The organism is Chryseobacterium daecheongense (assembly GCF_003729955.1).
Taxonomy (GTDB): domain Bacteria; phylum Bacteroidota; class Bacteroidia; order Flavobacteriales; family Weeksellaceae; genus Chryseobacterium; species Chryseobacterium daecheongense.
In genome coordinates this window covers 775,366-790,358 of the sequence record NZ_RJTX01000002.1, presented here as the reverse complement: position 1 = coordinate 790,358, position 14,993 = coordinate 775,366, and the positions used below count along the sequence as shown (strand labels likewise).

Annotated in this window: 12 protein-coding genes; 5 read left to right on the top strand and 7 right to left on the bottom strand. The window is 35.5% G+C overall.

The genetic code is table 11. The features are described from left to right. Window positions 1-61 precede the first annotated feature (61 nt). Together EGI05_RS12050 and rpsA are read right to left on the bottom strand one after the other, a co-directional pair. Complete coding sequence (locus EGI05_RS12050) at window positions 62-1,048, bottom strand: EamA family transporter (RefSeq protein WP_123263263.1); 987 nt, start codon at window positions 1,046-1,048, stop codon at window positions 62-64. 162 nt (window positions 1,049-1,210) lie between these two features. Then, window positions 1,211-2,995 carry a 30S ribosomal protein S1 gene (gene rpsA, locus EGI05_RS12045; RefSeq protein WP_123263262.1) on the bottom strand — a complete coding sequence of 595 codons (1,785 nt, stop codon included), beginning with the start codon at window positions 2,993-2,995 and terminating at the stop codon, window positions 1,211-1,213. 293 nt (window positions 2,996-3,288) lie between these two features. Between rpsA and EGI05_RS12040 the strand changes: the two genes are divergently transcribed. Continuing rightward, the gene (locus EGI05_RS12040; RefSeq protein WP_123263261.1) at window positions 3,289-3,555 is read left to right on the top strand and encodes a hypothetical protein; all 267 of its coding nucleotides are present in this window, start codon (window positions 3,289-3,291) and stop codon (window positions 3,553-3,555) included. A 79-nt stretch (window positions 3,556-3,634) separates the two neighbouring features. Beyond that, window positions 3,635-4,942: a DEAD/DEAH box helicase gene (locus EGI05_RS12035; protein ID WP_123263260.1), complete on the top strand. Its 1,308-nt coding sequence runs from the start codon at window positions 3,635-3,637 to the stop codon at window positions 4,940-4,942. A gap of 14 nt (window positions 4,943-4,956) precedes the next feature. Here EGI05_RS12035 and EGI05_RS12030 read toward each other — a convergent pair whose 3' ends face one another. Beyond that, window positions 4,957-5,838, bottom strand: a complete 882-nt coding sequence (locus tag EGI05_RS12030) for an SMP-30/gluconolactonase/LRE family protein (protein ID WP_228428603.1) — start codon at window positions 5,836-5,838, stop codon at window positions 4,957-4,959. Between the two features lie 256 nt (window positions 5,839-6,094). Here EGI05_RS12030 and ccoG point away from each other — a divergent pair, with 256 nt between their 5' ends. After that, window positions 6,095-7,534: a cytochrome c oxidase accessory protein CcoG gene (ccoG, locus tag EGI05_RS12025; RefSeq protein ID WP_123263258.1), complete on the top strand. Its 1,440-nt coding sequence runs from the start codon at window positions 6,095-6,097 to the stop codon at window positions 7,532-7,534. 2 nt (window positions 7,535-7,536) lie between these two features. On the opposite strand, the gene EGI05_RS12020 is transcribed toward ccoG, so the two are convergent. After that, complete coding sequence (locus tag EGI05_RS12020) at window positions 7,537-8,418, bottom strand: AraC family transcriptional regulator (RefSeq protein WP_123263257.1); 882 nt, start codon at window positions 8,416-8,418, stop codon at window positions 7,537-7,539. Window positions 8,419-8,552: 134 nt separating this feature from the next. Continuing rightward, the gene (locus tag EGI05_RS12015; RefSeq protein ID WP_123263256.1) at window positions 8,553-11,219 is read right to left on the bottom strand and encodes a reprolysin-like metallopeptidase; all 2,667 of its coding nucleotides are present in this window, start codon (window positions 11,217-11,219) and stop codon (window positions 8,553-8,555) included. A gap of 228 nt (window positions 11,220-11,447) precedes the next feature. On the opposite strand from EGI05_RS12015, the gene EGI05_RS12010 reads away from it, so the two are divergent. Further along, entirely contained in the window at window positions 11,448-11,792 is a 345-nt protein-coding gene (locus EGI05_RS12010; protein WP_123263255.1) for a MerR family transcriptional regulator, read from the top strand. A gap of 487 nt (window positions 11,793-12,279) precedes the next feature. Further along, a complete protein-coding gene (locus EGI05_RS12005) occupies window positions 12,280-13,524 on the top strand; it encodes a helix-hairpin-helix domain-containing protein (RefSeq protein WP_123263400.1) in 1,245 nt (414 codons plus the stop codon). Between the two features lie 11 nt (window positions 13,525-13,535). Here EGI05_RS12005 and rluF read toward each other — a convergent pair whose 3' ends face one another. Further along, window positions 13,536-14,261 carry a 23S rRNA pseudouridine(2604) synthase RluF gene (gene rluF, locus EGI05_RS12000; RefSeq protein WP_123263254.1) on the bottom strand — a complete coding sequence of 242 codons (726 nt, stop codon included), beginning with the start codon at window positions 14,259-14,261 and terminating at the stop codon, window positions 13,536-13,538. Next, window positions 14,239-14,970, bottom strand: coding sequence for a tRNA pseudouridine(55) synthase TruB (gene truB / locus EGI05_RS11995; RefSeq protein WP_123263399.1), 732 nt, complete (start codon window positions 14,968-14,970; stop codon window positions 14,239-14,241). The genes rluF and truB overlap by 23 nt, the downstream gene beginning before the upstream one ends. Window positions 14,971-14,993: the final 23 nt, after the last annotated feature.

Genomic DNA, 14,993 nt, shown 5'->3' with positions numbered 1-14,993 from the left:
TAAAAAAAACCACCTCAAAAGAAGTGGTTTTCATTGTTATTTATGATTAAATTATACTATTTTAAGAGAATTCAGGGACCTCATATTTCTTTGTTTTCTTTGATGGGAGATTCATTAAAACAATAGCGAAAAGAATCAATACAATTCCTATCCACTGAATCAATAAGACTTTTTCTCCTAAAAGCACAAAAGCCATTGTTACCGAAACAGGAAGTTCTAACGAGGAAACTATACTTCCTAAGCCTAAACCTGCATTCGGAAAACCTATATTAAATAAAATTGGTGGAATAACAGTTCCAAACAATGCTAAGACCAAACCATACTTCCAAAGTATAGAGTAATTGAAAGAATGAATATGTTCTGTATATTCCGTAAAATTTAAATAAACAGATTTTAATCCATCAAAATAAAGCGGCCCGATCTGAGCAAAGAATAAAAATACAAAAACTACAACAGCTCCCCCTGAAAGCATAATCAAGCTTTTCCTGAATACCGGTAAATGGGTTGCAAGAGTGTTCGATGTGAACATTGTTAATGTATAAGATGCCGCAGCCAATAATCCCCAGAAAATCCCTCTCCAATCTAATTCCAGTTCTACATTGATAAGATTGGTTGCTAATACAGTTCCCAACAAAACAACAGCCGTAGCAAATATTTTTCTTGCATTAGGCAGTTTTTTGGATAAAAAACTTTCCACTACGACACTGAACCAAACAGATTGCATCAGCAATACAATAGCAATAGAAACATTGATATATTGAACAGCAATGTAGTAAAATAGACTTGTACATCCCATTGATGTTCCAGCCAGCATAAGTGTCCTTATTTCTTTCGGACTTGGTGATGACAATCTTTGTTTTGAGGTTATGGTTTGAATAAAATTTAAAAGCAAAAGCCCTATTAATCCTAATATAAACTGTGATGTTGTCACCTCTGAGGTAGTATATCCATCCTGGTAGGCCATTTTCACGAATGTTGCTAACATCCCATATATACTTGCCCCAATTCCAACAAATAACACTCCTTTTAGTATATTTTTCTTCTTCATAATTCTTTTTTCAGCCAGCAAAGGTACGATAACTGACTATATTATTCCTCTGTTCATCGGTATAATAGATAAATAAAATCGCCTCGGGCAAAGCCCGAGGCGATTCCTTAACATTAAAAAAGCCACTCCAAAGAGTGGCTCATGTATGATAATGGTTAAAGATTATTTACCTTCTTCCATTTTTCTTTTCAATTCTGCTAATGCATCGATATCTCCAAGAGTTGATCTTTCTTCGTTTGAAGAAGAAGTAACGTTCTTAGTAGCTTCTTTAGCATTTTTCTTCTCTTCATCTCTGAAGATACCTGTGTGAGATACTACTACTCTCTTGAATTCTTTGTTGAACTCGATTACTTTGAAATCAGCTTCTTCTCCTTTCTTGATTTTAGATCCATCTTCTTTCTCTAATAATCTTGAAGGGCAGAAAGCTTCAACCTCAGCATCTTCGAATTGTACAGAAGCTCCTTTATCGTGAACTTCTACCGCTTTACCAGCGTGGATAGTTCCTTCAGCATATTTAGTTTCGAATGTATCCCATGGGTTTTCAGTCAATTGCTTGTGACCTAGAGATAATCTTCTAGCCTGGATATCTAATTCAAGAACTACAACATCTAATTTATCACCTACTGCACAGAACTCAGATGGATGCTTGATTTTCTTAGTCCAAGAAAGATCAGAGATGTAGATTAACCCGTCAATACCTTCTTCTAACTCTACGAATACACCAAAGTTAGTGAAGTTTCTTACAGTTCCTACATGCTTAGATCCTACAGGATATTTAGCTTCGATATTTTCCCATGGATCTTTAGACAATTGCTTGATACCAAGAGAAATTTTTCTTTCGTCTCTATCTAAAGTTAATACTTCAGCTTCTACTTCATCACCTACTTTTACGAAATCACCAGCAGATCTTAAGTGAGTAGACCAAGACATTTCAGAAACGTGGATTAATCCTTCAACACCTGGAGCGATTTCTACGAATGCACCATAGTCAGCAAGAACTACTACTTTTCCTTTTACTTTATCTCCTACTTTTAAGTCAGCAGAAAGAGCATCCCATGGGTGCGGCTCTAATTGCTTCATACCCAATTGGATTCTTGTTTTCTCATCATCGAAATCAAGGATTACCACTTTCACAGTTTGTCCGTCCTCAAGGATTTCGGATGGGTGGTTTACTCTAGACCAAGAAAGGTCTGTAATGTGGATCAATCCGTCTACACCACCTAAGTCGATGAACACACCGTAAGAAGTGATATTCTTAACAGTACCTTCAAGAACTTGTCCTTTCTCTAATTGAGAGATGATTTCTTTTTTCTGACCTTCGATATCTGCTTCGATCAATGCTTTGTGAGATACTACTACGTTTTTGAACTCAGGGTTGATTTTCACCACTTTGAACTCCATAGTCTTCCCTACGAACTGATCGTAATCTTTAATTGGCTTAACGTCAATTTGAGAACCAGGTAAGAATGCTTCGATTCCGTGTACGTCAACGATCATACCACCTTTAGTTCTTGATTTCACAAAACCGTTTACGATTTCTCCTGTTTCGTGAAGCTCATTTACTTTATCCCAAGCTTTTAGTGTTCTGGCTTTTTTGTGAGATAACTGTAACTGACCTGTTTTGTCTTCTCTTCTGTCAACCATTACTTCTACTTCATCACCAACTTTTAATCCTTGGTTGTAACGGAATTCGTTAAGAGAGATAACACCTTCTGATTTGAAGTTGATGTCTACGATAGCTTCTTTGTCAGTTAATCTTACAACTTTTCCAACTAAAACGTCATTATCGTCTAGGTTGTTCAAAGATCCGTTGTAGATTTCTTCTAAATCGCTTTTTTCTTTTCTCGCATCTGCATCAAGACCTGATTCGAAAGAATCCCAATCAAATTGTTCTGGTGCTACGTTTTGGTTTAATAAAACCTCTGCTGAATTTGTCTCTTTTGACATTTTCTAATAAAATTTGTATTCCTTCTTTTTTAATGGTCTGAATAAATGCGGATTAAAAAATACGGAAGTAATTAATTATTAATATTTTACTCTTCAGACCTTTACCACAAAAGTGGGTGCAAAGATAAGAATTTTATTTGAGATAAACAATAATTCCATTTCTATTCATTTTTCTTTTAAATCATTATCAATCAACACAATAAAATCATCTTATTTTTTTTCATTCGGTTTTTATTTGATGAAAAATCTATAACTTTAAAGTGCTGAAAAGTAAAGTATAAAAAATAATTATTATGGCTAAACCGATTACATTATCCCAATTAGAAGAACTGAAACGGTTTAATAATAACCTTTCACTTTATTCATCACAAGAGTACAAAGAGTATATGGCAGATAATGCATTACAAATGCTGAATGATATTGAGTTTTTCGGAGCTTTTCACAGAAAACTTATGGTTGAACTGGGAATCTACTATTTTCACAAAGATAAGTATGATTTCAACATGATCAATTTTATTATTTCTAACGCTGTAAAACATTATGAAGAACAGATCAACTAAAATTTCACCAAAAGGTTTTTAAACTATTTATCAATTTTCTGATTCTTAATTCCTGCTCCTTAATCACTACCTTTGCAAAATGGAATTAGAATCAATTTATCAAAAACTGCAGATTCAGGAAATGAATCAGATGCAGCAGTCTACCTATAAAGCTTCTGAAAATAATCAGGATATTATTCTGCTTTCTCCTACCGGTTCAGGAAAAACGCTTGCTTTTCTATTCCCTGTTCTCCGAAATCTTAAAAAAGAGGATTCCGGTATTCAGACTTTGATTTTAGTTCCGGCAAGGGAATTGGCTTTGCAGATCGAACAGGTGTTTAAAGCAATGGGAACGGATTTTAAAGTTTCTGTTTGCTATGGCGGACATGATAAAAAGATTGAAGTTAACAATCTGATAGAAGCTCCCGCGGTTTTGATCGGTACTCCGGGAAGAGTGGTTTATCATTTAAGAAATAACAATTTTGATCCGAAAACAATTCGAACTTTAGTGTTGGATGAATTTGACAAAGCTCTGGAATTAGGATTTCAGGAGGATATGGATTTTATTATCAATTGCCTGAAAAATGTTTCTCAAAGGATTTTGACTTCGGCTACTGCCATGGATGAAATTCCGGCATTTACCGGATTAAAGAATGAGAAGATTATTAATTTCTTAAAACTAAACGAAACCAAACCAGATATTCAGCTGAAAAAGGTAATGACCACTCCGGAAGAAAAACTGGATACTCTCTTCAATCTGATCTGTAAGATAGGAAATAAAAGAACATTGATTTTCTGCAATCACCGCGAAGCTGTTGACCGGATTTCTGAGCTCTTAAGACAAAAGGGGATTGACAGAGAGACATTCCATGGCGGTATGGAACAGGATGAAAGAGAACGCGCCTTATTGAAATTCAGGAATGATTCCGCCAGAATTTTGATTACCACTGATCTGGCTTCCCGCGGTTTGGATGTTCCGGAAGTTGAGTCTATTGTTCATTATCAATTGCCTCCCAAAGAAGATGCTTTTATTCATAGAAATGGACGTACTGCAAGGATGAATGCCAAAGGTTTCGCCTATTTAATAATGACGGAGGACGAAAATTTCCCATTCATTAAAAATAATATCCCCGAAGAAAATGTGTCCGGTTTCAACAAGGTTCCGGGAAAAACACCTTTTCAAACCATCTACATCAGTGCAGGTAAAAAAGACAAGGTTAATAAAGTGGACATTGTGGGATACCTGATCAAAAAAGGAGAATTGCAAAAGGAAGATATTGGCTTAATAGAAGTAAAAGATACCACCTCCTATGTTGCTGTTGTAAGGGATAAAGTAAATGCTGTTCTCAAAAAGCTAAGCAATGAAAAATTAAAAGGTAAAAAAGTAAAAATGGAAGTAGCATACTGATACTTCCATTTTAGTTATTTTGTTCCTCTTACTTTGGTGGGTAAAATATAAACCGATTTTGAAGCTGTAATGAAAAGTACATCATTATTTTCACCGCCAAAAGTCACATTGGATGTCCAGTCTTCTGGGATCGGAATGTGATAAATCTTTTTTCCGTTGCGATTAAAAACGTGTACTCCATCTCCCGTTAAGTAAAGATTTCCATGTTTGTCCAACGTCATTCCATCGGAACCCATTTCACAGAAAAGTTTCCTCTCTGAAAGCTTCCCTTCATCTAAAATATCATACACATAAGTTTTCTTGGCATCTATATCCGAAACATAAAGTTTTCTAAATTTTTCACTCCCAACAATTCCATTAGGTTGAGTAAAAGTGTCAATTTTAATTACTTTTCCATCTTTGCTTCTGTAATAAAGGCTCTTATGTGGAATCTCCTGCTTGAAATCATCCCAATACTCTCTTTCGTATAATGGATCTGTAAAATATAATCCGCCAAAGGAATCATTCCAAAGGTCATTGGGGCCATTCAGACGTTTTCCTTCAAAATCTTTTAATAAAACCTGAATTTTTTTGTCTTTTGATATTTTCCATATTTCCCCTTTATCATCAGAGCAGGTAATCAGATTTCCATCCTTATCGAAGTGCGTTCCGTTAGCTCTTCCTGTCTTATCCAAGAATTCAGTGATCCTATTGGTTTGCCATTCCCAAACATAAATTTTATCATTAGGCTGGTCTGTAAAATACACATTTCCTTCCTGATCCGAAGAAGGGCCTTCGGTAAAACTAAACTGGCCTGAAACTTTTTCAGGTTTCACATCATAAAACATATGGCTGTAATTTACTGATTGGCAGTTTACCAATGCTAAAACCAAACCAATCATAGATATCTTATTCATAATTTTCATACCACATGATTTTAAAGCGGCAATTTACGATATGGATAAATAAGATTCAATTTTTATTTTCTCATTTTGATGCAAAAATTAAAAAATAAAAAAATGTCCTAATTATCCTATTCTGTAAGTAGATAATATTAGTTATAAAAAAGTTTAATTAAGAGCTTTGTACTCATTAAATCTTAAGTATTTTTTTCAGACATCAATGTATAAAATACGAGATTATTAAAATCAAAGATAATAAATCTGTAAGACGATGAGTGCACAGCCCGACATTAAAATTTCTGAAATAGAAAATGAAGCCTTTCGTAACTCAGTGGGAACAATGGATGAAATGGGAAAAAGAAAATGGGTTTTTCCACGTAAGCCGAAAGGGAAATATACCAACTACAGGAATTATACGAGCTATCTTCTTCTGGCTTTATTTTTTGGATTGCCTTTTATAAAGATCAATCATAATCCTTTTCTGCTTATCAATATCATCGACAGGAAATTTTTTATTCTTGGACAGCCGTTTTATCTACAGGATTTTTTCATCCTTGCTTTGGGAGCGGTAACGTCTGTCATTTTTGTCATGTTGTTTACCGTGGTTTTCGGTAGAATATTCTGTGGCTGGTTTTGCCCGCAAACTCTTTTTTTGGAAATGGTTTTCCGTAAGATTGAATATTGGATCGAAGGTGACAGAAATAAGCAGATAAAACTTGACAGACAGGGATGGGACGCAGAAAAAATCCGAAAAAGGCTGATGAAATGGTCAGCATTCCTTTTGATTTCTGTTATTATTTCCCACTTCATGTTTATGTACATTGTAGGGTATGAAGAGGTTTTCCACATTATGAGCGAAGGTCCTGCAGAAAATTCACTGAAGTTTACCATCATGATATTTTTCACCATGGCATTCTATTTCGTATTCTCATGGCTCCGTGAGCAGGTTTGCACATTGATCTGCCCTTATGGAAGACTTCAGGGTGTACTGATTGACAAACAGACGATCAATGTATATTATGATTTTAAAAGAGGGGAAGGCCGTGCCAAATGGAGAAGTGGGGAGGATAGAAAAGCAAATGGTAAAGGAGACTGTATTGACTGCCATCAGTGCGTTGTAGTATGCCCTACAGGAATTGATATCAGAAACGGGCAGCAATTGGAATGTGTAAACTGTACCGCATGTATTGATGCTTGTGATGAAGTAATGGAAAAGGTAGGGCTGCCTAAAGGATTGGTACGTTATGCTACAGAGGCCGAAATTGAAAACCGGGAAAAATTCAGATTTACGGCTAGAATGAAAGCCACAACCGTAATTTTAGCATTACTGATCGGATTTCTTGGCTTTTTAATGTATGACCGTGGTTCAATGGAAGCAAAATTCATTAAACCGGCAGGCTCTACATTTTTCGTGAAAAACGGCAAAATCACCAACTCTTTTATTTATACTCTTCTGAATAAGTCTAATGAGAAAAAGACCCTTATAATAAAAGTGATCGCACCTAAAAATGCAGAAATCACTTATTTTGGTGCTGAAAAGATCATATTAAAAGGTGATCAGATGCTGAAAGGAAATATCAATATTTCTTTTCCTGAAAAGGAAATTAAGTTCTCCAAACAAGATATGGTCATTGGTGTCTTCGATGAGAAAGGAAAACTTGTAGATTCATTTGAAACCACATTTGAAGGTCCATTTAAGTTGCTTTTATAATCTTATGATTTATATTTTTTGATAAATTGGGTAGGTGTCATTCCGGAGTTTTTCCGGAATACCCTTACAAAATAGGAGTACTCTTCATATCCCAGGCGAAAAGCAATTTCCACAAGACTTTCATCAAGATACATCAGCATTCTTTTGGCCTCAAGCATCAGTCTTTCAGTAATTACTTCTGTAGCCGTTTTCTGAACTACCGTTTGTGTAATCCTGTTTAAATGTTTAGGAGAAACATTCATCATAGAAGCGTAATGAGAAATTGATTTTTCAGTAGAAAAATGCGCTTCCAATAGATTTTCAAAATCCTGATAATGCTTTAAATAAGAAACGCTTGCCGGCAATACCAATGCATCATAATCTTTGGAAAACTTTCTTGAAGCATTGATGTATATCTTGGAAATAAGGGAAAGAATACTCTCATTTTTCATCAAGTTCTGTGCATTATATTCATTTTCGATTTCCCGGAATAAAGCAATCGTTTTTTCCAAATCCAACCTTTCTAACAGGAGCTTTCTTGGAAAGGCAGCTGAATTAAAAAACGGAAAATTCCTGAGTTTCTGATTTACATAATGCATATCATAATACTCTTGGGAAAAAAAGAAAATATAACCATCTGCTTCCTGTGAAAGTTCCCAACTGTGAACCTGACCCGGAGATAAAAAAAACAGGCTTCCTTCGGAAACGTCATACTTCTGAAAATCGATTTCGTGAATTCCGACTCCTTTGGTGAAAAGAACGGTAACATAAAAATCATGCCGGTGTGGGTTTTCAATATGCTTGTGGCTTGAAACCAAATGATTCTTCAATGTATTAAAATAGAAATCCGAAGCATTTTTTTCAGGCTGAAAAAGATTAATATGAAGCACCGAAATAGAATCCATTTCTTTTTTTATTTCAAAAATAAACAAAGGATTTTATTTTATCATTAAAATCAGCCCTTCATGGCGCAAAACCACCAACAAAAAAACAGGGATTAACAAAATGCTAATCCCTGTAGTTATTGAGGTATTAAAAATTATTTAATGATAAGCTTTTGACTGTGTACTCCTTTAGAAGAGTTGAGTTTGATAATATAAACTCCTTTAGGCATGCTTAGATTAAATTCTTCGGTATGGTCTCCAGCTCCTTGATAAGAAGAAGAATGAATCAGTCTACCGCTTGAATCGAACAATGTTACTTTAACATCTCCGGATAAGTTTCTTGATTTGATAAAGAAGTTTCCATTACTTGGGTTAGGATAAATCTTAATGTCATTATTTACAGCAGGTGCTTCATTAACTCCTAGAGCCTGAGTAGTCTGAGTACATACTTCAATAGCCCATGAATTGATGGTTCCCTGGTCTCCTACATAGTTATCCGATGCAAATAATTTCCAAGTTCCCTGTGCCTTTTGACCTTTAAAGATTCCTAAAGATTCATAAGATTTAACATCTCCCTGGATCGGAGTAGCACAAGTAGCTGTAGCTCCCGTATCACTAAACGCAGCTATGATATTATCCTGAGAAGTACACGATCTGTTCCAAATAAGAGCAGAAGCACCATTAGGAGCTTCAATTCCCACTGCTAAATCCTGAACATAAGTATGTGCAATGTTTGGAGTCACTTTAATTTTTGTGATAGTACCCGTATTATTGATTGTTAAAGGCGCTAATACTCTAGGAGAAGAGATGGCATCTCCTCCAGGTCCGTCTGTAATGGTTACTGCAGGTCCGCTATACGTATATGTAGTACAGCTTTCTCCCGTTACGGTATAATCAATCACAAAGCTTGGGCTAACTGCATAATAAATATTATTTACGGCTTCAACTAAGATATAAGCGTTAGCAGATGTAGATCCTGCCGGAATAGTTACTTGCTGAGTTCCGTCATTAGGCGTATTGGCTGCAATGGTTGTAAATGTAGCTCCACCGTCAATAGAAAGCTTGATGTTGACATTTGCCGTACTTACCGGAGCTGCTGTAGTACCTGCGACATTCCAAGTAACAGTAGTATTGGCCCCGGAAGTTAATGACTGTCCAAATGTAGGTGCAGTAACCTGGAACGGACCGGAAACAGCATCAACTGTTACGGCCATGGTTGCCTGACCTATTTGTGCCTGTGTAGGATTATTATTCCTTACAGACATATTGAAGTTAAGTGTTCTTGCTACGCTGGATACGGATTCCCACGTAGTCGTTAATACGCCTGCCAATACTTTATTGAAACCAGGGAAATATCTTGCCGGAGTACTTACTGGGCTTACAGATCTGAATAAAGGTCCCGTAGGTTTTGCGGCATAGGCAATAGAATTGGCGCCAATCTGCGCATTAGCAGCCTGATCTGTTTGTTCTACCGTGTAAGTATAAGAAGCGCTGCCTGCATCAGATGTTGTTCCTCTGATAACAAAAGGAGTTGACTTTGGAATCGTATAACTACTACCACTTAATGTCACTGTCGGAGCAGCAATGGTAAATGGTGTATTGGTGCCACAGGTCACTGAATTCACCTTAGTTCTGATCTGGTTGATGCTATTAATATGATAATAGTCATTGGAGTTGAATTGTACATCCAGATTTCCATCGGCAATTCCCGTATAAGCCATAATGGTACTTCCACTACCCGGCTCTACTCTTTGATCTAGCTGACCAGTATAAAAAGTATAAGTATGCCCTGCTCCCAATTGGTGTCCCATCTCGTGAGCTACATAATCGATATCAAATTTATCCCCTTCAGGGAAGTTATGAGCTGTCCAGCCTCCTGCTTTCTGGCCACTGCTACAAATCACTCCTAAATAAGCAGCCCCGTTAGCATTCTGTTTATCGATCAAATGTCCCAGATCATAGTCTGTAGACGGAATTATACCTGTTATTCCCGTTATGGCATCATCAGGTCCTCCTGTCGTATAAGGTTCTGCCGTACCACCGGTATAAAATATTAGAGCATTGGTATTGGCGATCAGGTTAAAATGTAAAGCCAATTCTCTTTCAAATACGCCGTTTAACCTTGTTACGGTAGCATTCATGGCCGCAAGAATAGCTGTTTTCTTTTGAGCATCTGTAGCTGAACCCGGAATTCCCGCGGCAGTTAGATGATAATCTCCATAAGCTGCTGTACACGATAAAGCAAGTCTGAAAACATTATAACCAGCCAATTTATTCGTAGAAATGTTTCCGTTCGCAATATTCTTTTCTACTTCACCCATAGTAGAGCAGATGAAAGGTTCATCAGTCTGATTTTTCCTGGCTTTTGAATCAAAAACTGCATAGATCTTTCTATCCTCAGAATAAGGTTCTATATATTCCGAAGCCCCTGATCTGGAAATCATGGATGAAAAATTAATATGAGATAAGCTAAATCTCAAATAGGCAGATGGGTCGTCTACTCCTATTCCTACATAAGATCTGATTTCCGGATGTTGTGCTTGTAATTCAGGAGCCATACTAGAAGACTCCCAAACCTGGAATTTCTCAACCTCACCACTGGCACCAGGAATTGAAACAATAATTCCTTTACTATTTGATGAACGTTCTGGAGCATTTTTTAATGTTTGTCTCAGCTCATCTGTATTAAGTGAGTACAGTGCTGAATATTCCAGCTTCTCCTGAGATTTTTTTACTTTTTGGGACCGGAGTTCCGTTTTAGACCACTGTGAAAATCCCCAAAAAGGGATCAACAGCATCATAATAAATAAAGAGCGTTTCATATTTGAATATTTTAGGTTTGTATTATATTGATTGTAAGGGGGATATTTCGTCTAAAGTTACAAAAAAACATGATTTGTTAAGGAAATCATAAGGTTATTTTTATTATGTTAATTAAAATAAATACTATCTGCGAAAAACATCATAAGATATGGTTCTGAATAATATTTAAAACTCATAGTTGTAATACATTTTAAAAAATTTTATCTTTGGAGTTTAGGATTAGTAAAATGAAGATAAATTTACCTGATAAACTGTATTATTCCATAGGAGAAGTAGCTAAGGCTTTTGATGTAAACACCTCACTAATACGTTATTGGGAGCAGGAATTCCCTATCATCAAACCTAAAAAAAATAAAAAAGGGAACCGCTACTTCACTCCGGAGGATATTAAAAACCTTCAGATCATTTATCATCTCGTAAAAGAAAAGGGATATACTTTAGACGGTGCCCGTATCGCATTGACAACCAACAGCAAAATTTCTGAAACCATTACACTGATAGACAGGCTTGAATTCGTAAAGGCTGAACTTCTGAAACTTAAAGAATCATTAGTAGAAAAGGATACTGAATAAATTGCATAATAAACAAGCCCTCCAAATTGGAAGGCTTATTTTTTTAAAACCAGAGAAAAACTTAGGCTGCTCACATAGGCAGCCTAAGTTGTTGCCTTTTTCATCATTTGGCATTTGTGTTTTAGTATTTCAAAAATATTAAAAAAACATTTAATCACCAAATGGTGATTATTTTTTCATTAAAACACGGTAAAACAAATTATATTTAACACAATTAAGAAAAACTTTTAACTAAAATAAAATCCTAAATGAAAAATATAAACTGGTAATCAATGAGTTAAAATACATTCAAGGAACGATTATTCTGAAAAACCAAAAAAGAGGTCACCAAATCAACTTAAGAATAACAAAAAAAATTCTTTCAAAGTATAAATTCAATTTATTTCAATCACCATAATGGGATTAATTTATTTAAAACCAATTAAAAATCAAATATTTACCCATTATTTTATGAAATTTTCAATTTTGTCATTAAGTTTACCTTATGATGAAAAAAGATTATTACCAAAAGGTAGCATTTCTGGGAGTGCTGCTCATTATCCTGTCCGGATTTCAAAAATATACAGATAAGAAGGATAATTTTACCGATGTACGGTTCATTACGGAAAGTACAGTTCCCTTATCAGAATTTGATCCCAATGATCTGGATGTCAAGCAATGGCAGAAATTAGGTTTTTCTGAGAAGCAGGTTGCTGCCATTTTTCATTACAAGGAGCTGATTGGCGGAAAATTTATTTCCAAGACACAATTAAAGAAATGCTATGCGATTAAAGCAGAAAAATTTGAAGAGCTGAGCCCTTACATTCTGCTTCCTGAAAACACACAGAAAACTGGCATTTATACGCCTAAAAATCCCGTTGAAAAAACACTTAATCTTTCCGGAAAATTTAATCCTGATCACATTTCTGCTGATCGTTGGATTCAAATGGGCTTCACTGAAAAGCAGGCAGAGGCTATTTTAAAATATAAAAAATATCTTGGTGGAAGTTTCGTCAGTAAAGAAAAATTTAAAGGATGCTTTATCATTAGTGAAAAGAAATACCACCAATTAGAGCCCTATCTCCTATTACCAGACAAAGACGTTACGAATTCATCTAACCATACAACAAAAATACAATACCATACTTTTGATCCTAACATTCTTGATATGGATGGATGGCAATCTTTGGGCTTTTCACAAAACCAGACGAAAGTTATCATTAATTATCGGGACAGAAACTTAAAAGGAAGTTTTAAGAGTCTGGAAGACGTTCAGAAATGTTTCGTTATTTCTGCAGAAAAATTCGAAGAATTGAAACCATACATCAAGATAGCTCTTCCTTCTATTTCTACTAAACAGGAGAAAACAGATTTCTCAAAAATTGACTTGAATGTAATTACCTTTAAGCAACTTTTAGAATTTGGGCTTGATGAAAGGAGTGCAGCTTCATTAATAGGTTTTAGAAGAAAACTTGGGGGCTTTGTTAATAAACAACAAATTCTAGAAACTTATAATATCGACAAAGAACTGGCTGAAAAATTAATTTCTATTTGCCCATTAAATGCATCAGAAGTTCAAAAATATACTTTGCTGGATGCTCCCGAAGAATGGCTAAAAAATCACCCATACTTTAAATATTCTGCGGATAAGATCATTTTTTACAGAGTAAGTAACCCGGATGAAAAGAAGATTTGGAAATTTTTGAAGCTAAAGCCGGAATATGAAACGAGAATGAAGTTGTATTTAAAATAGTTTTGAGTTAATTAATCTGCTGTTTTACTGGAATCTTCGAGAAGTGTATTAAGAGCTAAAAGCTCTTCATCCGTAAGGTCTCTCCACTTACCAATGGGAAGATCCAATTTAATATTCATAATACGGATTCTTTTCAACTTCTTAACTTCATACCCTAAATATTCACACATCCTGCGGATCTGCCGATTAAGACCTTGGGTAAGAACAATACGGAAATTCATTTCATCAATTTTCTCCACTTCACATTTTCTGGTTACCGTATCTAAAATGGGAACCCCATTTCTCATTTTATCCAGAAATTTAGGCGTAATAGGTTTATCCACTCTTACCAGATATTCCTTTTCGTGGTTGTTTCTGGCTCTCAGAATTTTGTTGACGATATCTCCGTCGCTTGTCAGTAAAATCAACCCTTCACTGGGTTTATCCAGTCTTCCGATCGGGAAGATTCTTTTAGGATGGTTGATGTAATCTACTATATTATTTTTTTCACGTTTAGTATCCGTTGTACAGACAATCCCTACTGGCTTATTGAAAGCAATATATACAGTTTTTTCCTGAGGCTCGCGAATCGGTTTTCCATCAACTTCCACTACATCTTCATCGGAAATTTTCGTTCCAAGTTCAGGAATTTTTCCATTTACTTTTATTCTTCCTTCTTCCAACAGCTTATCCGCTGCTCTTCTGGAACAGTATCCTACTTCTGAAAGATATTTATTAATGCGTGTTTTCTCCTGCATGATCTTCGTTTTTAAAACTTTCAAATCTAAAATCATTATCCAGAAACTGATCTGTGGCATCCTCAATCCGGTAGTCTCCGATCTTGGTTCTTCTCAATTGAGTAAGGTACGCTCCTACTCCAAGTTCCTGACCAATGTCATGAGCCAGACTACGGATATAAGTTCCTTTTGAACATCCTACCATAAAACTTACGTGAGGAAAGTTTATTCTGATATCTTCAATATAAAAAATGGTGGTCTTTCTGGATTTCATCTCTACCTCTTCTCCTGCTCTTGCCAGATTATAAGCTCTTTCACCATCTATTTTTATGGCTGAAAATACCGGTGGTTTTTGTTCTATTTCTCCAACAAATTTTGTTAAGGTTTCTTTGATGAAATCTTCTGAAATATGAGAAATATCCTGGTGAAGGATTTCAGGCTTTTCTGTATCGTAACTTTCTGTTTGAACGCCTATTTTGATCTCCGTCCAATATTCTTTGGGGGCATCCTGAATTTCCGGGATTTTCTTAGTGAATTTTCCACAGCATACAATGAGAAGACCTGTTGCTCTCGGATCAAGTGTTCCGGCATGTCCTATTTTAAATTTTTTGGGAAGTTTAAATTCTCTTTTAAGCTTATATTTCATTTTATTGACCGCCTGAAATGAAGTCCAATCCAATGGCTTGTCCAATAAAAATATCTGTCCTGACTGTAATTCTTCGGCTGTCATTAATGATGAATAATGGTAATAAA

Coding starts and splice junctions, on each gene's coding strand:
- rluF (WP_123263254.1), bottom strand. CDS start 14,261: ATGCAGGAGAAAACACGCATTAATAAATATCTTTCAGAAGTAGGATAC.
- EGI05_RS12040 (WP_123263261.1), top strand. CDS start 3,289: ATGGCTAAACCGATTACATTATCCCAATTAGAAGAACTGAAACGGTTT.
- EGI05_RS12030 (WP_228428603.1), bottom strand. CDS start 5,838: ATGAATAAGATATCTATGATTGGTTTGGTTTTAGCATTGGTAAACTGC.
- truB (WP_123263399.1), bottom strand. CDS start 14,970: ATGACAGCCGAAGAATTACAGTCAGGACAGATATTTTTATTGGACAAG.
- EGI05_RS12005 (WP_123263400.1), top strand. CDS start 12,280: ATGAAAAAAGATTATTACCAAAAGGTAGCATTTCTGGGAGTGCTGCTC.
- EGI05_RS12015 (WP_123263256.1), bottom strand. CDS start 11,219: ATGAAACGCTCTTTATTTATTATGATGCTGTTGATCCCTTTTTGGGGA.
- EGI05_RS12035 (WP_123263260.1), top strand. CDS start 3,635: ATGGAATTAGAATCAATTTATCAAAAACTGCAGATTCAGGAAATGAAT.
- EGI05_RS12050 (WP_123263263.1), bottom strand. CDS start 1,048: ATGAAGAAGAAAAATATACTAAAAGGAGTGTTATTTGTTGGAATTGGG.
- rpsA (WP_123263262.1), bottom strand. CDS start 2,995: ATGTCAAAAGAGACAAATTCAGCAGAGGTTTTATTAAACCAAAACGTA.
- EGI05_RS12010 (WP_123263255.1), top strand. CDS start 11,448: ATGAAGATAAATTTACCTGATAAACTGTATTATTCCATAGGAGAAGTA.
- ccoG (WP_123263258.1), top strand. CDS start 6,095: ATGAGTGCACAGCCCGACATTAAAATTTCTGAAATAGAAAATGAAGCC.
- EGI05_RS12020 (WP_123263257.1), bottom strand. CDS start 8,418: ATGGATTCTATTTCGGTGCTTCATATTAATCTTTTTCAGCCTGAAAAA.